Genomic DNA, 25,384 nt, shown 5'->3' with positions numbered 1-25,384 from the left:
TCTTTACAACATGCAAGAACAAACTAATAATCCATTACACGGAAAGCGGCTTGACACCATCATAGAGTATTTGGTGGAATACTATGGTTGGGAAGAGTTGGGGCAACGCATATCCATCCGATGTTTCAATGAGAATCCAAGTGTAAAATCTTCTCTAACTTTCTTAAGGAAAACACCGTGGGCTAGAGAGAAGGTTGAGCAGCTCTATGTAAAAACCTTGTTGAAGAAATAAGTTTTTTTCATATTTCATAGCGAATAATCTGATTATTAAGCATATCTTTGCCGCCATGAAAAAAATTGCCGACTACCGGAAGTTACTTAACGTAGATAAATCTGTGGATCTTAAAACCCTGAAGTCTACCTACCGAACAATCATGAAAGAATGTCATCCAGATAAATTTGTCAATGATGAAGAAGGTCGTTTGGCTGCAGAGGAAAAAAGTGTGGAAATGATTGAAGCCTACCATTTCTTGGTAAGCATTTGTCCGGAGACATTAGAACAACAATTACCAATCTACACCGAGACAATTACCAATTCTGGTATTCAAGATGTTGATTGGAAAGGACAAATATTGACAGTCACTTTTCACGATGGCAGTCAATATGAATATTTTGGTGTTCAGCGGAATGACTATATTAAATTTGTCAACGCAGATTCTTTAGGCCGATTTGCCCGCAGACATATCTTCCATTCTTACCCATACCGTAATGTATTAAAGACTGCCACAGTCGTATAAGGACTGTGCTTTCAACAGCTATAAAAAGATAAACGCCCTTTATCAGATTGATATAGGGCGTTTACATAAAATGTTAAATGTTTAAAAGCTATTTGTAGAACAACGCTGTCATCAAATAGTTTTTAGTTTTATAATTTTAACATAAGCCCTGCCATTCCACCGCCGTAAAATGTATTTCGTGTACGGTCTCTTCGCCAAACTTTCCATACCGTGCTACCACCAGAAATTGTATTTTCATCTCTCTCTGCATAGTTCAAGCTAGGAGCAGCAAATATGGATATACGGTCACTTAATTTAAATGCGGGAATCACTCGTATCGAAGATTGGTGGTTATCCAGCGTTTTAAATTTTTCGGTCAAAAGATTACGTGTCGCGACTTCAGTACGGAGACTGAATTTAGACCGATTGAGCAATACAGCTCCTAACCCAGCTTCAAAAGCATATTTTTCAGGTCTATTACCTTCAAGTGCCACATTGATCGATAATATACTATAAAGGACACGTCCGCCGGAACGAAATTGTAGGCCAAGATAGCTCTCCTCATTAATGGACAGTGCTAGGCTCTTTTCACCGTTTTTAATAAAATTCAGCAAACCTATCGGATAATCACTACTGTCTGCAATATTGATTATTCCTGCTAACTGCAGCCCTTTTACCTTTTTCGCTTTATTCGCGATTCCAGCGATTTGACTTCCAACAGTCGATTGGCTAGCATTTACTATCCCGGCAATCTGTGTCGTTCCAGCTGCTTCATTCGCCATATTGACAACTCCAGCAATCTGAACTCCCCTTACTGTATCGGCTTTATCGAAAACCCCAGCTATTTGTAAGCCTTTCACTCCACCAACAACATGATTTCCTACACCAGCGATCTGTATTCCACTCACATTTCCTCCAGCGCCATTGAAAACACCAGCCATTTGCAAGCCTTTCATTCCTTCGAAAACACGGTTTCCTACACCCGCAAGCTGTACCCCGTGCACATTTCCTCCGACCGCATTGAACACCCCAGCCATCTGCATCCCCTGCATGTCATATTGGTTCATATTAAATACACCACCAAGTTCAACGCCTTTAACACCTGCAGTCGCTCCACCAATGATATTTATGGAAAATTTATTCACAATTTGCGATCGTATAAAACCATGTGAACTTAATCCCGGGGTCATCGAAATTTGGTAGGGACTATATAAAAACATACCACCCAAATTCATGCTTTGTATCCGTTGCGCAGGTGACAGAAATACGCGTCCCCAAAAAGACCGATAAAGACCATGATCTTCCTCATACCCCTCAAAATAGCCGTATTCACGCGTCTTCTTATCCCCAATTCGCGCTTCTATCGGAAAAATCACCATCACACTGGTATCCCGAAAAGTCTCTTTACTAACATTCACGGCGATAAGATTACTTTTTTTCTTTACGTCCAGTTCAAAATAACCATTTTGATCTGTCAGTGTGGACAATAGAGCACTTCGATCAAAGATACTGACATTCGAAATCGGATTATTGGTTCGGATATTTTTGATATATCCGGATATAACCACCTTGTTTTTATTGGGTGTCTTTACCTCAAAATCTACCGACATCCGCTGCGGTGTGTATTGAATAATAATATGTCTTCCGAGTTCTTTAAAACTATATTCTTTCCCCAAAATTCGATCCAGATAGTCGTATAAATTTCCTTGATAAGCCTGGGTATGAATAACACTGTCGGTCTGTAAAATATTTCCATTAAAGGAAAATAATATATCCTGTTTCTCTTTTAATACCTGGAAAACATCGCCTATGGTAGTCGCTGCAAAAGCTGGCATCCGGATCTCCGTTGCAAGCTTTTGCTGTGCCCGTCCCCAATGAAACGAACACAGCATGAAAATGAAAAGGTAAAGTTCTGTTCTCTTTATAAAAAATAGTATCATGTTGCTTTCTATACAAATTGTTCTGAAAATATATTTATTTGATGATTCATCTCGTCAGATGAATTTCCCTGTCTTTCACATTGACTTTTAATCCAAATGTGCTAGAAATGACTTTCAAAATTTCAGTTAAACTATTTTGTTCGAATTTCGCTGTCAGCAGTAATTTCTGATCGGAAGAATGATCTATAATAATCTTATAGTCATAAGCTCGGTTAAGCAACTCGACAACACGTTGTAAAGGGGTATTCTCAAAATCAAACACACGATCCACATAATATTTATAAAACTGATCCTTAACAGGTTCCTTGTCCACTTTAAGTGTATCATTGTCGCGAATCGTAATCATTTGTTGTGGTCGTAAAAAGACTTCCTTGTTCGCATAACCTACCTTGACCAAACCCGTCGAAACGATAACTTCTGTCGCATTCGAAACCCGCCGCACATTAAAACTTGTGCCCAGAACAGTGATTTTAGTATTTCCACTTTCAATAACGAAGGGATGTTTTTTGTCCTTGCGTACCTGAAAAAATACTTCACCATTTTTCAATGCAACATTTCTATTCCCATTGGTCCATCTGCTTGAGTAGGCAATCTCTGTGTTCTTATTTAACGTAACAAATGACCCATCAGGTAAAGAATCCTGACGCACTTGCCCCGTACTCGAAAGATACATTTCTTTACGGTGCGACTGATCAAATATATAGAATCCCACTGCACATAGAATCAAGATACTTGCCGCTAGCCACCAGCTCCATTTTATCACAGATGCTGTCTTTTTGGGGATTACAGCAGTATTTGACGCCCTGCTGTCGCGTACAGCTTTGAAGTCAGCCCAAGCCTTATCCACGTCCACTTCAGGGACATCCAAAGGTTTTGGCAAACTATCCCACATTTTTTTCATTTTTATGTATTCCTCCTTGTTCTTAGCATCTTTCTCCAACCAATTTTGTATCATGGCTGTCTCTAATTCATTGGTCTCACCAACGATATATTTTTCTAACAGTTCCTTATTCATAGTGTATAGATAAGAAAGCAAATAATCAATGTTAAATAATCCATAAGTTCGATTCGCAAATGCTTCAGTACCCTGCTCATATGCCCCTCGACAGTTTTGATCGACAGATCCAAGGTTACTGCGATATCTTTATACTTCATTTCCTGAAATCGGCTTAATTCAAAGACCGTACGACTTTTTTCGGGTAATTCCGCCAAAGCAACCTGTAGCTTTTCGTTCAAATCCCGCGTACTTTCATCAACCGCAGGCACAAAATCCTGTCTATACTGTTCCTGAGCTTGATAATGTAGCTTCCTTTGCTCTTTTTTTATCACATTCATACTCTCATTATAAATAGCCCGATAGAGATAAGCTTTTAATGAAGTATGTACCTGCTCCTCCCAATCACGTTCCCAAAGTCGTAAAAACACCTGCTGTACAACCTCTTCTGCCACATCGCTATCGCCCAAATACCGGTAAGCATAACGATGCAACTCCTTGTAATGCGCTCGAAAAAGCTGCTCAAAATTCTTTTCTTTATTTTCCGACATTGATCAAATCTGCCTTATTGTTTAAATAATCTGCTTTATTAGTAAGACATCCCAATTGAAGATTACCCTTACAAATTTTTCATTTTTTTTTTGCTATCAACTTCGATGATAAGGACAATTTGATTTCGGATCCGTTATTTGTCCCTGTTTGTTAGTCTTTTCATATACATACGCCAGAGAGCCCTGTACAATCTTCTAGAAATGACATGAGATTCACCATACCAGACTTTTTTAGAAAACTTCCTGTTTGTTGTTAAAGGTAAGCCATCTATTTTATAAAATTATTTTTTTCTAAGGGTATACGGATTTTCCATTGTCATAAAGGAAAGAGCAACATAAAATTGATAACAAAAATAATTTGACAATGAAAACAACATTTAAAGTAGCCCTGTTGGGATTGACATTATTAGGAATAGCAGGTACTACTCAAGCACAAGAGATCACTTATGGCTTGCAGGTCGGAAGCAATTATCATATGAGTTCCTTTGGCAACAAGGCTGTAAAAGATAATAATGGCAAAGTTGGGGTATCAGTTGCTGGATTTGCACGTATTGGCGATCGTGTATTTTTCCAGCCTGGAATAGGGGCCAGTCTATTGCGCAAAGAATATAACTTCGAAAACGGACAGAAAACACCTAAATTCTATCAAATAAATCTACCGCTTCAAGTAGGTTACAAATTTTTGGAAAATGGCGACTTTAACCTGCGTGGACTACTGGGACCACAGCTAAACTATGATGTTAAAACGGTTAAGTCCAGCGTAAATACCGATTATAAGAAATTTTCATTTGATGGAAGAGTAGGCATCGGTGTAGATATCAGTCACCTGACCTTAGACGCCTATTATAGTCATGGTTTTACCAGTGTCGACAAAACGCTAGATGCAAAAAATAAAACAATCGGCATTATGGTAGGTTACAAATTCTAATGAACCTATAGTATAGTAGCACAAAAAAAGCCATTCTAAATTGAATGGCTTTTTTTGTGCATTTACATTTTATTTTTTGTCAATAATTATTATTTTAGCCCTACCAAAAATTATTCCAGATAACGGCTCTATTTCAGATAAGCTTTTTTATCAAATTGGAATAACGGGATGTAGCGTAGCCCGGTATCGCGCCAGCATGGGGTGCTGGAGGTCGTCGGTTCAAATCCGGCCATCCCGACTTTTTATTTTTACGGTCATTCGATTATTTCATCTCCCCTTCGGCATCAAAACAGCCGTTTGTCCTGTTCAAAATAGATTTTTCGAATAAGTACTGGCCAGTAAGTTGCTAAAGAACCTTTTTTAATTTGATTCCAAAGGTCCTGATCTGACTGGCTTATTTCTCTTAGATCATTTTTCTCCGCGACAGCAATTTCCGTTCCTGACAGCTTTAATTGCTCTTCTGCAAGTTCACGAAGCATCAGCTCATACTTGTTCTTTGATGTTTTGCTATGGACAATTTTTTTCAAGAGGTCTATATTCCCATTTTTTTCCTTCAGCCCCAGCTGCTGTTCAAGCCAGTCAGCCAATAATTCATTTTTTTCCTCCGCATAAGGTTCACCAACCCCTAAGTTCATCGGCCATAACCTCGATTCTGCAATCTTCAACTTTGCCTCTTTATATTTTTTCTCCACTATATTTTGGTAGGCTAACATGAGCTTGGCCTGCACATAATACCGATGACCTTCTGTTGCGCCTTCAAAAGGAAGTATGTTTACGTCCCCTAATTCCTTCTCAGCTCGCGCATATTCTTTAGCCAACAATAAAGTACGTACATGCGACAGCGTTAGTATATAATTTTTTGGAAATTTGAGATGATATGCTGTACTTACCTGAAGCGCCTTCTCATAAGACGCACTATTGTTTAGGAGCTCCACCAAATGCAGTCCATATCGCCATTCTTGTGGATCTACTACTGTTGCCTGCCGCATCATCTGTACCGCCAGATCATGATCGCTCGTATCTTGCAAACTTGATTTCAGCGCATAATAGGCTGCAAAATCTGTTGGCTCCTGCCCTACTGCTGACAAGATTTCTTTTGCTTTTTGCGGTTGGTTCCTGAAGCGGTACAATAATGCCGACAGGTAATCGACAGTCCAGCTTTTGCTGTTACTGTTTGCCCATTCGAATACACCATTACTTTCTTCACGAAATGGGAAGACAAAACTAGGCTTGCTTTGCGCAGCCTGAGCTAACCATCCTTGACTGATCGACTTATTCGATCGTGTCAACCAAGCCAGCCAAAGTAAGGCTTCTGTATTCTTCTGCCCTGAACGGAGTAGATCGGTCGCAGATTCAAACTCGCCAAGGTCCGCATACCATATCGCTAGTTCCAACAGTTTTTCGGAGGCAAACTCCTGCCTGGATGAAACAGTCTTTTTTTCCTCAAATTGGAGAAAAGCATTAAACGGATCATATTGAAGAATTGTCTGACGGGAAAGTGTATCAGTTAAGCCTCCTTTTTTGCGCTGAACAAGCAAGTTCATCTGTAAGGCATCAATATTTAATGGATTGGCTACCAAAGCCTTTCCAAGATAATCTCCAGCGCGTTCATATTGTTTTATCCGGTAATAGTATTTGGCCAGTTGTACATACGAAGCACTTCGCCAGGTCGGGTTTAATGAAGCAACTTCAAAGCCATCTAAAGCGTCGTTTTCTTTTTTCAGCTTGATTGCAGCCAAACCATAATAATAATTTGCCTGTGCATCATAAGCATCTATAGACAATGCCTGTTGGGCATAGGTATAAACTGACTGATACTCCATTTTAAACCAAGCCAGTTTGGCCATTTCAAGATAGGTTTGTGAAGTCGGCGCTTGTTGAGCCAATTTTTTTAATTTGACTTCGGCAAGCGCATATTGCCTAAAACGTATTAGATCACGGATCTCCAATAATTTGGTCTGAGAGGTGTCTGATCTTACTTCCGCTGAAATGACAGTTGGCCTATTCAGTTTTGACCGGGCCCCTTCTGTTCTGAGATTAAAATAATCCCATCCCAATTTAAGATAGCTAGGTCTCGACGCGGTCGCTACTTTCAAGGAAAATTTTGTAGGTTCGCCCAATTTGGCTTCTATAAAACTCCTATTCAACACATTACCAACGCTATCAAGAACATAAATACTATCTCTTAAAGGTCGCTTCGGATCAATATCCAAAATGATCTCATCGTTTTCCTGTTTCATCTGGATCGCTGCCGATAGTTGAATATCATTCGGTTTACCTATTCCCGAAAATGGCATCCAATATTCTGTCCAGGTGTCGCTTTGATAAGGAGCGAAACCAATCTGTTTAAAGGGAGTCAGACTACTTGATGGGACATTTTGATTAAACAGGCGCCCACTCTGGATTTCCACATACTGCCCGCTCTTATCGGTGAGTAAATTTTCCCATATCTTGCCATCTCCAGCCTGAGACCAAAGAAATATCTTTTTTCCTAATTTATCTTCCCGGAGTGCATAACGTGCCATTCCATAGTTATGATCTTGATAATACACCCCGAAAGCATTGCTATGTGCCCCCAAGACGTGGTATGATTTAGAACTGCCAAAAGCATTCTCATGATAGTTAGAAAGATCCCGCCCCTGGTTATCGATAGGCCAAGCGTGTGCATCACCGTCATGACCTATATATTGATTTCCGGGATAGAGAAACTTGAGATCCTGTCCGGCGGCAACGCCTAAGTTCATCCAGGTATAATAAGGTTGTTCGACTGCATTGGTGTTAGACCAGAAAGAACGTGTCGAGAAATAGCCCTTATCCTTTTCCAGTCGAATTTCCAAAGTCCAGTTACTCCTGCTCAGCATATCGTAGGCATGGATAAAGCAACTGGCGCTTCCATCGGCATTCTCTCGCATCAGGTAATCTACAGGCGTAGATGTATTGGGTGTATGACCAATAATCCCATAATTAGCTTCAATGCCCCCACTCGTCCAAGGCCCCCGCATAGCAATATCCCTAAACTTTACAACGCCATTGTTGTAAATATAGTCCCGCTTATTGACCTTATCATAGGCCGACCAAATCTTGCCGCCGATCTCCGGCATCACCTGTACCCGAATATAATCGTTTTCCAAGATTACGGCATTCCAGTCCTTTTCGATAGCCGTATTTGTAAAACCATCGAAGCGAAAATAAGGGTATAATTTTTGAGCTGAGGCTATTGGATCCGGATCGGTAAATGGATAGGTTGTATAGCGTTTCTTCACCTCAGAAACCTTTGTAGGATGCTGTGCAAAAACTCCAAGCACACAATTACCCATTGCCCATAACAAAATCCACTTTTTCATTTGCATTTATAATTTAAAAAAGTTCATAATTTCAATTGAATCCTTCCGACACGATATAATCATCCCTTATGGATAAATCCGTCAGTCTAATGATTACTTCGCATACTTCCAACGCAGGAGTGAATCTATCATAGGCCATTTACTTCTTTTAGATTGTCAAAAACCTATGATAGTTTTCACACGATAGTCCGCTATTATTCAATCATCAATAAAAGACCCTTATTCTTTTCTACGGGAATCGCATCTCCAAATTTATACTGTGCTCCATTTTGGAAATTTGGGATTGTAGGCGTGGATAATTTTGCTTTTTCTGGATCTATCCCTAATTTATCCCAGTCTATGGTCAATTTGACCGCAACATCACGCTCTGCCCAGCTGGCTATAGCTATCATCGCCTTGCCGGCTCGGCTATAAACCGTTGTCAGGACCTGATCATTGTCGGTTTTGACAGGAATGTTTGGCGACCAATAACCGATCATTTTACTACCTTTTATGCCGAATTGATCCCAGGCTGTCCATAAATCAGCTGGTGTCAATTTTTGATAGGGCATCCTGTTGGTCATGCCATAAAGCATACCCCGCCAGGGATTTCCACCATCTTGCAACATTTCACCCATTAAACCAAACGGAATGCCGCTCACTTCGGTAAGGAAAAAATCAGGTTGATTATTCTCATAGTCAAAGTACTCGCCAAACCATAGTCTATTGATGTACGGAAAATGCTCAAGATACAGGTTCGCACTATTATTGAATCCATCACTTTTATTATATTGATTTGCCGAATGTAAATCGATCAGGCCTGGTTTTCCATTTTTTGTTAGTACCCGTTTTATTCTTTTCATGGTGACTCTGTCGAAGGCAACATCATCCAAATAAATCCCGTCGATACCGATATGATCAACCAACCAATTCATTCCTTCGACGTAATAGTTGTGCCATCTATTCATTCCGCTATTAATAATCGCCGCGTCTTTAAATTGGGGAACATACCAGGCTGCGATGTAATTTTTACCCACGTGCTCCTGCAACCAGGAATAACCGACTCCTTTTCCCGGTGAAAACACTTCCGTGCCTAGGCTCCGCAAAGGATAGAGCTCATAGACCCGATTTGACACCTCACGGACAGTATTGTAGATCTTGACTTTTAACCCCTTATCGTGCGCCTGATCGATATATTGTTTCATTTCTTTTGTTGCAATAAACGGATAATTGATGTAAGGATTTATTTCATTTCCATGGTGGATATTGATCACATTGGAGCCACTTGCAACAACAGAATCCACAGGTTTGTATGCATGATAATACCGTTCATTCCACTGTGCTTCTGTATTGATCGGGTGAAAAGGGGTAATCAATAAGTTAAAATTGTAATAGAGCACATCACCTTCTTTCAGTTCACGGGCACCACTATAGCTATTTACCAAAACTGATTTGCCTTTTAAACCAATATCTATACCACCTTTATTTTCATTGCCCCAGGACTGTGGCAGCACCAATGGTTTTTGAAGATAGAAATTTGTATTGAGCGGACGGGAATAATGTTCATCGCGAAGTGAAAATTGGAGTCCGGCGTCGACTGCTCCTATCCAGCCACCATCCTGATTTTTGTGAGCCACATCCCATTTCCAGGAGAGTTGTTCAGGTCTCTTTCCTCCTTTTTGTCCCAGTCCCATAAAATAATCCGTCTTATTGGGAATCATTGGGATATGCATTGTGGCATCTTTTAACGATAAGTCATTTAGCGCTGTCAGCTTAACCACATAATGCATATAACCATCAAATTCCAGTTTTCCCTCGACTTCCATGCGCAGCTCCGCTGACTCACTTTTTGCCAGCCAGCTGTATTCACCCTCACTTTTGGTCTGGAATTGAACCCCGCCCGCCTTGAGTTGGATTTCCTTTCCATCTGAAGCTTGATAGAAATGAAAGTGAATCGGTTCAAATAGTAAGTCATTCGCCTTGGCTCCTATTTCGGTCAATTCAGGTGTAAAAAATGTACTAATTTGTTTTGGGAAACCACTCGGATGAAGTTTAACCTCCCGCCCCAAAATATGTAGGGTAGAGTCGGCTTTTAATTCGATAGCTGTATAAGGAGCGATAACGGTATTTTTTTGCGCTAATGTCGAATTTAACCAAGGTAACCGTGTCATTTTCCAAGGCTGATCAACACTGGCTACATCTCCTGGAGTATTTGAAACCGTTAATTCTATATGGACCTGTTTCGCCGCCGAATTTTTGGGTTTTACGGTGACTATGCCATAGTAGGTTCCCCTTGTTGCATCCGCGGGTATCTGAATACCGCACCACAATGCCTGCACCCGATCTTTGGGTACGTTCACCTTGAGCGACATCGGTTTTCCCGTATAATCAGTACCTTGGGTATTAATACAATTCATGCTATTCGCTGGAATAATCGCCCCATCATTTGCTTTAAAATCCGAGAAAGAAATTTGGATATCATTGAGTTCCTTTTTAGGTGACCACAGTCCCAGTTGAAATGCATAGAACTCACCCGACTGCCCTATTCCTTTCAACGTATTCAACGCTTTCTCTTTCTCAACCCAACGTTTTGGAAGGTTGCTTTCCATCTTAATCGGAAACTCTCTTAGTTCGGGAAAAAGATAATAAGCGCTATTGGCATTTCTGCTCAAAAAACTCCGAACTTCTTCTGCACGCGCAATCACTTCCATCGGATCATTACTATTGTATTGATCAACGGCGTCAAAACGTGCAACAGTAACTCCCTTTGAATTTCCACTTACATGCTGCGTTCTTTTTTTCGGGGCTGAAACAGGATTTTTAAGATATATTGCATCTGGATAATTACGACTGCGCCCCCCCATCTGATAGGGTAAATAATAGACATAATAAATGCCTTTTCCTGAAACTGGCTTAAACCGTAGTCCACCAGATTCTGTGTTCATCCAAAGATAAGCACTGGGAGCAATCTGCTTATTGTTGGCGCTGTCGACAATAATGACTTGTTGATTCGCCTCAACCCAGCGATTTCGCCACGGAATATCCACCTGAACCTCCTTCTGATCTGTATTTATATGAAGCACGGCACGGTGATTACCGAGCAGGTCAGCATCCCACTTCTGGGGCTCCGGAGGGTATGCCAATTGTGCTTGGACAGAATTTGTCAACAACGATACGGCAAGGATAATTGCCAGATGATAAGAGGCTGTTCTTTTTTTCATTCGAATAATATTTATTCAGTATATTTTTATTTTTACCGAGCCTTCCCATAAGATCGGTACGATTTACATAGTCCGCTGCTTCCTCAAAAATGAGACAATAATGCACTTAGTTTTGTCTGTATTTACGCCAGGTTTCCTCAGGTACATAGATAGCACGATAAGGAATAAAGTACGCGTTTAATTCCCAAAGTACCTTCCCTGTTTTATCCGTCACCAGTACACTGCCTGTTTTCGAGCTTGTCTGCAGCAAATTACCATTATCCAATTCATAGGCACTCCCCATTCTCGCTGTGAACTGCTTTTTCGGAATCGGAGCTACGTAAGCTACCCTTGCTGTTTTTTTCTTTTCGTCAAGTTTAAAAGCTATTGCCCGTGATTGTTTATTGGCTGTTGTGCTATCACGCGGAGAAAAATCGCCATTATCAAAAAGCAACAGCTCACCTGTTTTTGTGATATGTGGTGCATGCTGGAAATAAAACAGTTCCTCGTCTTTTAATTTATAATTACCGCCTTTCCCCAGTTTCCAAAGAATATCACCAGTTTTCGCATCAATTTTCCAAACCTGATTTTCAATGGGCGAAGAAGTCAGATAATTGTTGTCACGATCGAACGAAATCGTATTAAAATGAAATCGGTCATGCTTTAGGCTATCTAGTTTTTTATCATGCTGAATATCCCATTTTTCCCAGGGTGACCACTTCTTTAAGATATTCCCTTTTGTATCCATCGTCAGAATTGCGTCGCCCCAAAGCGTATCTTTTGGGTGATTGGGCCGGTCGTCAATTCTGAAATCCCGCACAATGCCTACAATATTATTCTTGTCATCCATCTGCACATCATGATGCATGATAATCCCCTTTTTATCCAAATCAATACGTGCAATTTCTTTACCCGTCAGATCAATTTCAACCAGCACCGTCCCCCCCACAAATCCAATGCGTCCACTTCTCAGGTAATAACTCGCATTTGTCGATTTCTTGCTGGGCTGATTGGGCTTGTTAAATTCATCTTTACTCGCTGGAGCCAATAGGGCTAAGATCGTACCCCTTGGAGTCAGTGAAGCAAGGCGTACTCCCAGCTTTTCATCCTGCCAATACCATCTAATGGTTCCCTTACCGTCAACCATGGCCATGTAACCCGGAAATCCCCGATAGCATAATAACACCAAACCATTGCCTAATGCTTTTTCATCATGCGGATGGTTGGATTTAATCCAGTCGTGTACCATCCAAGGCGACTGCGGCCTTGTTTTAAAAGATTGTTCACTTGATTTTATGGGAATAATCCGGTCAATAATAACCCTAAATTTATAACTTGTATTAGGTTCAAGCGTCATTAAGTGAATGTTATGCTGAACAGCAGGCTTTGAAACAGCCGTTTTATGAAGCTCCGCATCTTCTTCTTTCCAATACTCAACATAGACTTCCTCAGCGCTGTTTAAATTCACTTGTACAGCAGCGTTCAGCGGTAGATTATTGGGTGAAGTCAACTGAATATTTTCAATTTCAACTTGTTTCGCGTAATAATAGTAAGCTGCAAATGATGCTAGCCCGATCACAATCAATACGACAATTGCTTTAATTGGTTTCATCTGTAAATAATTTCAATTCCATTGATCATTCAAATGGGGCGCACCACACATTGTAGTGCGCTTTTCATCTGCTTATTTAGGCAATCGCGAAGGATTGGCCGTCGTCATTTCTTGATGCAAACGTGCTTCCTCCAATGGATAAGGGAAATAGCGCATTGCTTCGGTGACATTTTCTTTCAGTCCACGGCCTTTCAGATAAGCATTGCTCACTTTTTCATAACGTCCCAGACGGATCAGATCCTGGCGTCTTTTGTATTCAAACACAAGCTCAAATCCACGTTCATCAACAAGGGCATCGATCATACTTTCTTTACTCGCAGGGCTTGGAAAATCGGGATGTTTGCCATATTCTGGTGCTCCAGCTCTTTTCCGCACCTCATTGATAAAAGGCAATGCAGCTGCAGGTCCTTTCAAGGCATTTTCAATCTCGGCCTTGCACAAGATAACATCCGCTAAACGAAAGACCTGTATCGTCCGTCCATCCAGATAGGAGTTATTGACCATATCATAAGAATACTTCTTTGTTGCAACGTTTTGGAGGAATTTTACCGTATCACTTGGCGGTGTGGTTTGACCTTTGGCTGGCAACATATAAAAGAAACCATACTTTGTGTTTTTGTCCCGTACGGCTTTTCCTGTGTAATTATAATAGAAAAACTTTTTACGTGGATCCAAGTCACTATATTTTCGCCAGAAATCAAGGGAAACACCATAGTACTGCCACCTATCGGGTACTTCAGGATTGTCCGTCGGGCCGAAGTGATTGGTAATCTCGCCCCCGTTTAATGTAGGTTCATGCAAGATGCCAAATATTAGCCCCATATCCATTTTATTATTGTCGGACCACTCCTTCTTAAAATCTGGATTCAGCGTGTATACACCTTTATCACGTAACGCTAAAACCTGATCGATATACGTTTTTGCTTTTTCATAATTATGCGAACGCATATACATTTTTCCCATAAGGGTCAGCGCCGCACCTTTGGTAGCCCTGCCAATGCCCAGCTCATCCGACCACTTCTCTGGTAAGTTATCGATCGCATATTGGCAGTCTTCAGCAATTTGTGCATCGATCTTTTCGACAGCAACTAAGGGTTCATTGTAGCTTTCCGTCGGATTCTTGACAGTCGTTATCAATGGTACCGGTCCCCAAGCATCTGTAAGATCCATATACGATAGTGACCGTAAGAACCTCGCCTGTGCGATAATTTTCTTCTTGCGATCGTCAGGAATAGTTACACTCTCGATACGGTCAATCAGCATATTGGCATTACTAATCACCTGATACATATTCTGATAATTGAATTTAAAGTACCTATTATTATCATCGTATGTAAAATTACTCATCCGTGTAGGATCACCCGCTGCAGTAGAAAAGCCCATATCCGTTGCGTAATCGGTAATCATCACCAGGTATCCAGCATAGTACAAGTAAGCATCCCCTGGATAAGGCGATAAACTCGTATACACGCCCGTTAACGCGGCATTGATATCGCTCTCTGTTGAATATGCATTTTTTGTCGTCAGATCACTATATAATTTAGGATCCAGTTTGGTGCAGCTATTTAGGCTTAAGCTCAAAATGGCCAATAAACCCGCAATACCTAAGCTATATTTTATATTATTTTTAAACGTCTTCATGTCATTTCTGATTTAGATATTAGCTATTAAAATGTTGCACTTACACCGAAAGTAAAGGAGCGCATCGAAGGATATGAATTAAAATCAAGACCGACCCCCGCATTGGCACTCTGATTATTTCCAGCTCTATTTTTAACCAGCGCATCATTTTCGTATCCCTTGGTATCGACCTCAGGATCCCATCCAGAATAATTGCTAATCGTAAATAAGTTTTCTGCCATACCATATACCCGTATCGATTGAACCGCTTTTGTTTTCAATGGAATGGTATACCCCAGCGTCAGATTACGCAAGCGCAAAAAGGAAGCATTTTCAATAAAATGGTCATTGATATAACCACCATAGTTCATGTAATAAAATCCATTTCTCGGAATATCTGTATTGGTATTTGTTGGTGTCCATCGATTTAAGGCTTCTGTGGTACGTTTCCACTCCAGATTCATACGTGTCATATTGAGTAGATCGTTTCCAACATTGCCATAGATGAATGCAGTCAAATCAAAGTTTTTATAGGCAAATGTATTGGTCATACCAAAGTTGAACTTCGGATAACCACGGCCGATTATCGTGCGATCCGCTGAATTTATCGTTCCGTCGCCATTCACATCGGCAAATTTAGGATCCCCTGGTTTCGAATTTGGCTGTGCTGCATAATTCTCTCCTTGTTGAATAACACCCAGGTATCTATAGCCGAATAACGAGCCCAGCGACTCCCCAACACGAATGACCGAATAAGCTTCTTCAGAGACATTCCCCATTGGTTTAGACGAAGTCAACAATTGCTCGGGCTCTCCGCCCAGGCTTGACACCTTATTTCGGTTCATCGTTAAATTCAATTTTGTTTCCCAGGTAAATGCTCCGGTCATATTCTTACTGGTCACCGAAAACTCCAGTCCTTTATTATTCATCGTACCTAGGTTACGCTGTCCGGAGGTATATCCTGTGTAATAAGGCAGTATACTCTTAATCAGAAGATCATTGGTTTTCTTATAGTAGGCATCCAAAGTAAAGGCTAACCGGTTTTTAAAAAATGAAAAATCAAGTCCAACGTTATATTGGGTAGTGGATTCCCATTTTAGTTTATCGTTTTCGGGATAAGTAGGGTTTTGCTTAACCCCACCGGCGTTGGTCACACCGTCAAAGGTATAATGGCCATTATCCATCAGTCCATAAGACGCATAATCAGCTACGCGATCATTTCCCGTCTGTCCGTAACCCAACCTAAATTTTAGATCCGAAAATAGCTGCTGCTCTTTCATGAAATCTTCATTGTTGACTTTCCATGCAAAAGCTGCTGAAGGAAAAGTTCCCCATCGATGGTTTGGACTAAAACGCGATGACCCATCACGACGTAAAGTTGCCGTCAATAAATATTTATCAGCGTAGGAATAATTTACCCGACCGAAAAATGAAATAACCAGGTTTTCTGCTTTAGCAGAATTTACTCCCGTAATACTCGAAGCCATACCTAAATTATTATACTCCAGCAGATCGGTCGAAAATCCTTTTACATTGATCCCTTTATTGTGACGCACATATTTCTCATACGAATAGCCCCCCATCACACTCAAATTGTGCTTCTCATTGAAAACTTTCGCGTAAGTAGCATAAAAATCAATCAGATTATGTGTTTCATTAAAATCGGCCTGACTTGCCACACCGTCATCTATCCCCCCTTGATAAGAATCTCGGGTCAGATAACTTCCCAATTGATCATGCGTTATTTCAGTCCCGGCATCCATGCGTAAGGTCAGTTCTTTGATCGGATTTACCTCAAGAAAAATATTTCCATTCAACTTGTCCCTTTGCACGTCATTGATGCGCGACATTAAGTTGGCTAGCGGATTATCTCCCTGTCCTCCCGGAGGTCGTCCAAAGCTTCCATCCGCATTGTAAACAGGTACTGTTGGGTCGTAGGTCAATATGCTATATAATACATTTGAATTGAGGATATTTCCATCATAAACTTGCATATTGGATTTTTCCCGCTGCGCCGATAGGCTCGCCCCTGTACGGATATAATCATTTACCTTTTGATCCACATTGATACGGCCTGAAATCCGATTAAAGTCTGTCGTTTTTAAAACACCCTTTTGATCAAAATAACCTATACTTGTCAACACCTTCGTTTTTTCCCCACCTCCGGAAAATTGAAGATTATGGTTTTGCAAGATGCCATTACGCATGGTTTCCTTCACCCAATCCGTATTCACATCAGACTCCAGCTGTGACTTCGTGTAAACGGCATATTCTTGATTTTCTTGACCTTGAATTTCTTTATAAAGCGCATTCGCGAGATTCATATACTGTTTACCATCGAGAAAAGTGAAAGGAACAATTGGCTTTTGGGTTCCCACATAACCACTATAGGTAATATTGTTTTTATCCGTAAGGCCACGTTTTGTCGTAATGATGATTACACCATTTGCACCTCTTGATCCGTAGATAGCCGTTGCCGAAGCATCTTTGAGAATATCCATCGATGCTATATCATCAGGATTGATGTTGATTCCGTTATTTGTTGGGAATCCATCTATAACATAAAGAGGGTCGTTGCTTCCACTGATGGAATTTGTTCCACGGATTCTGATCGATGTACTTCCGCCCGGAGCTTTCGAATTCTGCGTTACCACCACACCTGAGGCCTTCCCCTGTAAGGCTTGCCCCACATTACTTATGGCTCCTCCCTTCGTTAGCTCGTTGCTGGAAAGGGATGCAATAGCTCCTGTCAGATCACTTTTCTTTTGTTTGCCGTATCCGATCACGACAACATCTTCCAGCTGATTCACCTGATCTTCTAGAATAATGGAAAGTGTCGTAGCTCCAGCAGCTGAAACCTGCACATTGCGTTCCACATAGCTTTGGTAACCAATGTATGAAAACGTCAGCTCGTAGCCTTTAGCATTGGGCACATCAGCAAAACGAAAACTACCATCGCTTGCACTCGAAGCAGCGGTCGAAAAACTGCTGCTGGGATTTTTCAAGATTATACTAACCCCTGCCAGTCGTTGCCCCGACGAGTTTTTGATTACACCATTTATTGTTCCCGCCAGACATTGAAAAGATAACAGTGTCAGGGCTATAAAAACAAAAAATGGTTTCTTGGTTAAGTTAAAATTTACCATGATTCTATTTTTTAGGTTTGAGTATATATGTATTATGTTGTTTTTCAAGAATAAATGGATTTACCTCCGCAATCAGCTGCAGAATAGACGCTGCAAGATCCGTTTTGTCCTGCAGATTCATTGTTGGGTTTTTGCTAAACCTACCTTTGATCCGATAATTTTTAACGATCAATGAATCATAGGATATCGGTACATCAAGTTCATGATTGATGTACTGAATAATCTCGGACACCGAGGTCTCTTCTAATTGGAGCCAGTTTGAACTTTGATGAATTGTCGCTGGATTGCGATACGGTTTTTCCACCGATGAAAGCAAAATTTGAGCGGGTACATTTTGCTTCGCTCTTGGTTTTATGGCACCTCTAAAATCTGAAAGAACCATCTTGCTGGTTCCGGAAAAATAAATCTGTTGGCCCGGTTTCAGAATTTTCGCCGCAGATATGGATGGTTCCAGATAGTCAACCCGAACCTTCCCCTCAAATAATCTGATCAAAACGTGATCAGCCTCCGTCTGATAATCCACACTGAATGCTGTTCCCAATGCTGTGGTCATCAATGTTCCACTTTCAACGATAAAGGGTTTGGAAGGATCTTTTGAAACTTTAAAATTGGCCCTTCCCTTCAATAACTTGACCCGCCTAAAATCAAGATTCGGTTTGATACAAAGTCGAATCAGTGCTCCCGGTTCTAGCGTCAACAGGGAATTGTCTGCAGCTATAATTTCTTTTGGTTTGGCTGAGGGATTATAATAAATCTCATTGACGATGTTTGTCAACAATCTAGGTGTATCAGTGGATGTAGTGAATAGATTTGAAAGGATAAACAAAAAGCCAAATAATAAAAAAACGGTGACAATTTTCAACAGATTGTCCCCACCGCGTCTTGACTTATTTTCTTGATTGATATAAGAGACCCAGTCATCTTCCGAGAGGAGATCGTCCAGTAATTTGGGATCTTCATTCAGCCAGGAGAATACAAGCTTCGCCTCTTCGGCAGAGCATTCATTTGCCAAGAATTTGTTTAATAAGAATTTGCGATTCATAACAGTTTCCATCCATTTAGCTGGATGCGCATATACCTGTTATACGAATAAGGATAGGCTTACCCCCTAAGAGAGTCTAAAAAATTTTTTGATAAATTTTAGACCAATGCTAATGTGGTTTTCTACGGTCTTGGGAGAGATAGACAACTTGACGGCAATTTCTTTATAACTCAATTCTTCAATTTTATGAAGGTAAAATACCTGTTGCCGCATAAAGGGCATTTGGGTAATCAACTCTTTTACGTATTCCAGCTCGTCTTTATAGGCGATTTGGCGCTCAAGATCTTCATACTGGGTTAGTACAAAGGGTTTCTCATAGTCGACATACTTTCTGTTCAATGCACGCCGCCGCAATTCATCGATCAATTTTGTCCGTGCAATCTGAAAGAGCTGGGTACTGAATTGGATTTGGTGATTCGCATTACTTTTGCGCTCCCAAATAATTAAAAAGGTTTGTTGGACGACATCCTCCGCAAGGTTTGAACATTGGGTCTTCTGATACAGAAAATAGTATAACTTTCTGTACCAATAACGATAAGCTAAAAAAAACTCTTTTTCGTTAGTAGGTGCCCGCTGTAGGATTTTATCCATCATAATCTACATTTAGATCTTCTTTTTTCAATGCAGTTGTCCTTTTTAAAAAGAATATTGAAATTGGCATCTGACGGAATTTCAAATTGATCCATCACAATAACCAAAGTTCCTTGGCTAGTTACTCACAACTAAAGTGATTATTTTTTATCAAAAAAACAAGACAATATTTTTAATAGAAATGTCCGTTCACGGTCATGTCCCTTTGGGGAACCGCAAACTAACATCCCACAATGATCGATTACCGCACATCGGCAATCTTTTCGCTGATTAAACGTAGCTTTTTCCCTTTTTTCTCTTTTAATTTTTAAGAGAAGCAAATAGGGATCAAATAGTGACCAAATTCCTCCTTTTAACAGTACTTATTCAGTGATTGTTCAGTGCTTGTTCAGTGATCTCTCAGTGTAGATTGAATAACCAGTGACGAATTACTGTCTAAATATTGATTAAAAATTGTGATTAGGTATAAGTTGGTATAAGGATGTCTTCCTTTTAATTTTTACCTTAATAATTTTAATCAGACAATTGTGGCAATCATGAAAGACGAACATTGTTCAAAAAAAGAAGGTATTTAGAGGATAAGGGAAATCACTTATCTTCTAAATACCTTCTTATTAAAACAAACTCCGTGAACCTGCTTGTTTTATGGATATAAATACAAATCTAGTATCCTGTATTTTGTTTCAGGTTTGGATTCACGGCAATTTGTTGACTCGGAATTGGATAGACCAATGTTTTCGGATCAGCATCTGCTGCTTTTTCCTGCCAAGCCAACAAAAATTTGCCAAAGCGTATCAAATCTTGTCTTCGCCAGCCTTCCCAGTACAACTCGCGCGCACGCTCATCCAATAAATTATCGAGTGTCAAAGCTGTAAAGCTATTCACACCGCGATTGGTCCGAATATCATTGACCAAAGCCAGCGCCTCGGTTGCTGTTCCTGTTCCTCCCCGCAATATAGCTTCTGCTTGCATCAACAACACATCTGCATAACGAAAGACAACCCAGTCGTTATTTCGCTGACCAGTGACTGCATAATCAAAAGCATACTTCATCGGACGAATACCAGCTGTTTCCAAGGTAGCTCCCGAGGTACGGATGGTAACCTCACGCGTAAAGACCAGAGGTGCGTTGGCCGGATTTCTAGCCATCAGCGGTTTGTTTGTACTCCAGTTATACTGTTGGCCGGCAAAAAATCCAACATTTTGACGTTTAAATCCCTTCTTTTTATTTGAGGTTGTATCTGCGGCATAGTCGTAGTAAATACCTCTTCTTTCATCCGTATCCGAAAATTTATCGTAATAATCCGATAAGGTACACCAACCGTTCCAGCCCCCTGGTTTCATATTGTAATGAGCAATGGTATTCCAGGTACGGTCCACATTACCGCCCCGATCTCCATTTTTATTGTACAGGGTAAAAATATTTTCTGTAGACTTTTCGTCATTATCCGGTGCAAAATTATCGAAGTATTTACCCTTTGCCGAAATTGTATACGCTCCCGTAGCTGTAATTTCCTTAGCCAAGGTCACAACCTTATTCATATCTTCGGCGGCAAAAGATGGCGATTGTCTATTTAAAAAAGTTCCCTTATTTAAATAAATTTTCATCAACAATGCCTTCGCGGCATTCTTATTAGCTACATAAGCAGCTTTTGGCCCGTTTGCCGGTAAACTTGCGATGATTTCATTGAGTTCCTTCACCATATAGTCAATAGCTGCCTGAGGTTGCAATACCTCTGGAGCTATTCTGAAATCTTCAAAAGACTCCCCTTCGCGAACAGGTACTACGCCATAGAGATCCAACATATCAAACATAACCAATGCGCGAATAAACCTTGCCTCTGCTCCTTGCTGCGCACTCGGTTTGTAACGCAATACATTTCCTGCATTATAGATCGCTGTCCCCAGACTGACAAACGTATTGTTCATATAGCCATTATCCGCGTTCCAAGTGTGTAAATGGATAGCCCGGTGCATACCATTATCATCCCAGTCGCCACCCCGTGTAGGAGCCATTGCGGCATCTGTTGAGATTTCTTGCATTACCCAGCGTTGCTCCTGTTGGTAAGGTGTATTCAATGAATTGTATGCTGTGATCAGCAAACTTCCAGGATCGACATTAGCAGTCCCTTCCTCCAATTCTCCTTTAAATTCCTCCTTTAGCTTCGTACAAGAAATTGTACTCGTCACTATTGAGCCTATTATTCCGATATATAATAAAGTTCTTAATTTCATCTTTTTCATCCGTCTAAATTTGATTATTTATTCTTTCATTTTGACCATAAGACATTCATGATGAAGCTATCAGATTTATCATTGCTTTATGCGCTCGAATAAATCGTGATGGTTTCCCATTTTTAGTAGCTAATGACCTATACGCTTAAAGTGAGAAGTTAACACCTAATAGAATATTTCTTGCAGGCGGATATGGCAAATATTCGATACCCAATGAAGGAATACCATTTGTCGCCCCATCAGTGTTGACCTCCGGATCAAAACCTGTATACTTCGTGATAATGAATAGATTTTGGCCAGTAAGCGAGACATTCAAATTCTTGAGTGTTCTACCGACATTGCCAACACGGTAACTTAAAGTCAGATTCGCCATTTTTAGGTAATCTCCCTTTTCAAGGAATCGAGTAGATGGTGCTGCCGAATTAGAAGTTGACTCTTTCACGGCTGTATTAAAAAATGCGGAGCCGATATTCCGTGATGACAAATTACTCAAACCCAATGTCGTTGCCGCGGTATTATTAAATAGATAATGTCCTAAGGCACCGTTCATATTGGCCGCCAATGAAAATTGCTTGTAATTGACGTTGGTAGAAATACCTAATAAAGTCGTTGGATTTGGACTATGCATATAATACTTATTAACAGCAGGATCATTTGCTGTACTGATGCTGCCATCTTGTCCACGGTACATGCTCATACCTGTTTGCGGATCGATCCCCTGATAATCAGCTAAATACCATACATTCAATGGCTGTCCGTTCACCATACGTTGTCCTAATACACCTGAGAAACCTTGTCCCCGTAACGCTCCTGTTTCATAATATCCTACCAGGCCACTTACACTATTTTTAAGAAAAGTAGCATTACCCGTCAAATCCCAGGTCCAATTGTCATTCTTGATGATCGTACCGGTCAATGCGACCTCTACCCCTTTATTAACGATCTCACCGTCCAAATTCACCCAAATGCGCCCAGCAGGAGCTGGCTGTGCGAGCGTTTGCTCAAATAACGCATCTGTCGTCTTTTTGTTAAAATAATCGATCGATCCATATAGACGATTTCCCCAAATTCCAAAGTCAATCCCTGCATTGATGGTTGTCGATGTTTCCCACTTCAAATCAGGATTACCATAGTTAGCCTGACTTACACTCTGATTACCAAACACCAATCTATTTAATGATGCACCAGAAGGGAATTCTTGATTACCAGTTTTCCCCCAACCCAACCGTACTTTCAACTGATCAAATACACCCGAAGATTTTAAAAACTCCTCTTGATTAATATTCCAAGCTACCGCAAGCGATGGGAACATTGCATATTTATTATTCGAGCCGAATTTGGTCGAACCATCTCTTCGTACTGTTGCAGTCAACAAATAGCGATCGAGATAATTGAATCCTCCACGCAAAAACAGGGATTGTAATTGGTTGGTCGGACTTCTATATGATGATATTTCACGTGTTGAAACAGGTGAATATTGGAGATAATCAAAATAATCTAATCCCATATAGCGAAACCCTCCGCCGAAAGAGATATTATTATTGTAATTATAATCCAAGTATTCGTAACCCGCTACAGCATTTACACTCCAGTCTTCATTGATCTGTTTGTTGTAGGAAAGCATATGCGTCATCTGCAGGTTAGTCTCCCCGTTATTCGAGATAAATGCTTGCTCATTCTCTACCGTGGAGGGGTCGATAAGACCTGCTCGGTACATACCCTGACGGTTTCCCGTCTGTCTCATGGCACTATAAATAAAGCGATATTCCAAATCATCGGTGATTTTATAGTACGGCGCCAAGTTGACGACCATGGTATTAGTTGTTGCCAAATCCTTGAAAGCTTCAATACTCGTTAACGGGTTTCGGGTAGTTGAACTGACGAACGTCAAATTACCTTGATCGTCCCATAACGGTCTGGTGGGGTTCCATTGTAAGGCTTGGGAGATCACATTTCCCTCCGAACCTACCGTTGCATTGATCGGCGCGTATTTGTTATCCATCTGCGTTAAGAAGACCGCAAAATCCAATCCCAATCGCTTATTTTCCAAGAAACGGAAATTACCCGTAAAATTGGCTGTATATTTCTTTAATTGCGAACCACGAATAATCCCATTTTGGTTTAAGTAACCGCCTGAAAGACGATATTTTCCATACTCGCTTCCGCCCGCAACATCGGCGTAATAGTTTTGTGTAATGGCCTTTCTTGTGATCGCTTTAAAAGCATCCTCATTACCACCAAAATCTGCGTTAGCCACCTCAGATGGTGTGTAATATTTTAACGCTTCTCTAAACCGGGCAGCATCCAATACATCGGGATATTCCCGCATGGTCGATACACCGGCCGAAGCTCCTACAGAGACTTCAGGAGAACCCACTTTCCCTTTTTTCGTTGTAATAATCACAACACCATTTGCTCCTCTTGAACCATAGATTGCTGTAGCTGAAGCATCTTTAAGGATATCCATACTCGCAATATCGCCCGGATTCAAATAGGTTAACGGATTTCCTCGATCGGACGAAAAACCGCCTCTTCCTTCTGGTAATGGTGAGTTACCCGACATAGGTACCCCATCAAGCACAAATAACGGATTGTTACTTGCCCGGATCGATGAGTTACCCCGGATACGCACGGTAGTCGATCCACCTGGTTGGCCTGTATTATTAATCACCATCACGCCAGGTGTCTTTCCTTGTATCAATTGGTCAGGGCTTGTCATAATCCCTTTGTTGAAATTCTTCGCTCCAATAGTGACCATAGATCCTGTTAGATCCTTTTTTCGTGCTGTACCATAACCGATAACAACGACTTCATCCAGACCTTGACCAGCACTAGGTTCTAACGATATCGTCATATCATTGCCCACAATAGGCACTTCCTTTAATGAATAGCCTATAAAAGACACTTCCAATGTTTTTGCATCATTGGGTATCGTAAATGTAAAAGCTCCCTCAGTGTCGGTTGTTGTTGCCGCCGTTCCCCCTTTTACTTTAATTGTAGCACCCGCCAGTGGACTTTGTGTTTCATCCACAACCTTTCCCTTCAAGACTTTCGTCTGGGCAACTGCAATAAAAGATACGAGCATACAGGTGAGCGTCATTACGCATTGTGCAAGTAGTTTATTTTTCATACGCTTTTTGATTGGTGGTTTAATTGATTTTTATGTTGTGCATCTGGGATGCACAAATGATACTAAGTGATTTTTAATGGTATTTTATCATACTCAGTTCTTATTTGAAATGAGCATAATCAGCCGTAACATTTTCGATTGCACAAATTCTTGAAATTCTCACTCCTGAAAACTGAATGCGGCAACAAAACAGCATCAAGATGCGATCTCGCAGAAGAACATAAAAAGCTAACAAACTGAAAAACAAAGACACAGGACTTTCCGATCATAATTCGAGGACGAAGCATACGTTTACATTTGGTTATTATTGTTCTATAAAAATCAGCAAATACTTGCATCAAACCCAATCACAGCGT

General features: G+C 40.7%; 15 protein-coding genes and 1 tRNA gene. 4 read left to right on the top strand and 12 right to left on the bottom strand.

Features of this window, described 5'->3' with window-relative positions; translation table 11 throughout:
* Positions 1–10 precede the first annotated feature (10 nt).
* Positions 11–232 carry a VF530 family protein gene (locus B3C94_RS09580; RefSeq protein ID WP_293902624.1) on the top strand — a complete coding sequence of 74 codons (222 nt, stop codon included), beginning with the start codon at positions 11–13 and terminating at the stop codon, positions 230–232.
* A 55-nt stretch (positions 233–287) separates the two neighbouring features.
* On the top strand, positions 288–737 hold the full coding sequence (locus tag B3C94_RS09575; protein WP_293902621.1) for a KTSC domain-containing protein: 450 nt from the start codon (positions 288–290) through the stop codon (positions 735–737).
* Between the two features lie 128 nt (positions 738–865).
* On the opposite strand, the gene B3C94_RS09570 is transcribed toward B3C94_RS09575, so the two are convergent.
* The 3 genes from B3C94_RS09570 to B3C94_RS09560 form a co-directional block, all read right to left on the bottom strand.
* Entirely contained in the window at positions 866–2,608 is a 1,743-nt protein-coding gene (locus tag B3C94_RS09570; RefSeq protein ID WP_293902618.1) for a hypothetical protein, read from the bottom strand.
* 94 nt (positions 2,609–2,702) lie between these two features.
* Positions 2,703–3,671 (bottom strand): FecR family protein, encoded by a 969-nt coding sequence (locus B3C94_RS09565; RefSeq protein WP_293902615.1) that lies wholly within the window; start codon positions 3,669–3,671, stop codon positions 2,703–2,705.
* A complete protein-coding gene (locus tag B3C94_RS09560) occupies positions 3,668–4,201 on the bottom strand; it encodes an RNA polymerase sigma-70 factor (protein WP_293902612.1) in 534 nt (177 codons plus the stop codon). The genes B3C94_RS09565 and B3C94_RS09560 overlap by 4 nt, the downstream gene beginning before the upstream one ends.
* Before the next feature lie 364 nt (positions 4,202–4,565).
* Between B3C94_RS09560 and B3C94_RS09555 the strand changes: the two genes are divergently transcribed.
* Together B3C94_RS09555 and B3C94_RS09550 are read left to right on the top strand one after the other, a co-directional pair.
* On the top strand, positions 4,566–5,129 hold the full coding sequence (locus B3C94_RS09555) for a porin family protein (RefSeq protein WP_293902609.1): 564 nt from the start codon (positions 4,566–4,568) through the stop codon (positions 5,127–5,129).
* A gap of 164 nt (positions 5,130–5,293) precedes the next feature.
* A tRNA-Pro gene (locus tag B3C94_RS09550) sits at positions 5,294–5,367 on the top strand.
* Positions 5,368–5,413: 46 nt separating this feature from the next.
* Here the strand turns inward: B3C94_RS09550 and B3C94_RS09545 are convergent.
* From B3C94_RS09545 to B3C94_RS09505, 9 genes are all read right to left on the bottom strand, one after another.
* Complete coding sequence (locus tag B3C94_RS09545; RefSeq protein WP_293902606.1) at positions 5,414–8,473, bottom strand: DUF5107 domain-containing protein; 3,060 nt, start codon at positions 8,471–8,473, stop codon at positions 5,414–5,416.
* A gap of 194 nt (positions 8,474–8,667) precedes the next feature.
* Positions 8,668–11,673 (bottom strand): glycoside hydrolase domain-containing protein, encoded by a 3,006-nt coding sequence (locus B3C94_RS09540; protein WP_293902603.1) that lies wholly within the window; start codon positions 11,671–11,673, stop codon positions 8,668–8,670.
* Positions 11,674–11,779: 106 nt separating this feature from the next.
* Positions 11,780–13,264: an aryl-sulfate sulfotransferase gene (locus B3C94_RS09535; protein WP_293902600.1), complete on the bottom strand. Its 1,485-nt coding sequence runs from the start codon at positions 13,262–13,264 to the stop codon at positions 11,780–11,782.
* A gap of 72 nt (positions 13,265–13,336) precedes the next feature.
* Positions 13,337–14,905: a RagB/SusD family nutrient uptake outer membrane protein gene (locus B3C94_RS09530; protein ID WP_293902597.1), complete on the bottom strand. Its 1,569-nt coding sequence runs from the start codon at positions 14,903–14,905 to the stop codon at positions 13,337–13,339.
* Between the two features lie 26 nt (positions 14,906–14,931).
* Positions 14,932–18,030: a SusC/RagA family TonB-linked outer membrane protein gene (locus tag B3C94_RS09525; protein ID WP_293902594.1), complete on the bottom strand. Its 3,099-nt coding sequence runs from the start codon at positions 18,028–18,030 to the stop codon at positions 14,932–14,934.
* A 4-nt stretch (positions 18,031–18,034) separates the two neighbouring features.
* Positions 18,035–19,072 carry a FecR family protein gene (locus B3C94_RS09520; protein WP_293902591.1) on the bottom strand — a complete coding sequence of 346 codons (1,038 nt, stop codon included), beginning with the start codon at positions 19,070–19,072 and terminating at the stop codon, positions 18,035–18,037.
* Between the two features lie 66 nt (positions 19,073–19,138).
* A complete protein-coding gene (locus B3C94_RS09515) occupies positions 19,139–19,666 on the bottom strand; it encodes an RNA polymerase sigma factor (protein WP_293902588.1) in 528 nt (175 codons plus the stop codon).
* 660 nt (positions 19,667–20,326) lie between these two features.
* A complete protein-coding gene (locus tag B3C94_RS09510; protein ID WP_293902585.1) occupies positions 20,327–21,898 on the bottom strand; it encodes a RagB/SusD family nutrient uptake outer membrane protein in 1,572 nt (523 codons plus the stop codon).
* 145 nt (positions 21,899–22,043) lie between these two features.
* Complete coding sequence (locus tag B3C94_RS09505; RefSeq protein WP_293902582.1) at positions 22,044–25,028, bottom strand: SusC/RagA family TonB-linked outer membrane protein; 2,985 nt, start codon at positions 25,026–25,028, stop codon at positions 22,044–22,046.
* Positions 25,029–25,384: the final 356 nt, after the last annotated feature.

Origin of the sequence: Sphingobacterium sp. UBA5670 (genome assembly GCF_002420705.1) — a bacterium.
Lineage (GTDB): Bacteria > Bacteroidota > Bacteroidia > Sphingobacteriales > Sphingobacteriaceae > Sphingobacterium.
Note: the sequence above shows the minus strand (reverse complement) of the source record. Positions and strands in the feature narration are given on the sequence as shown.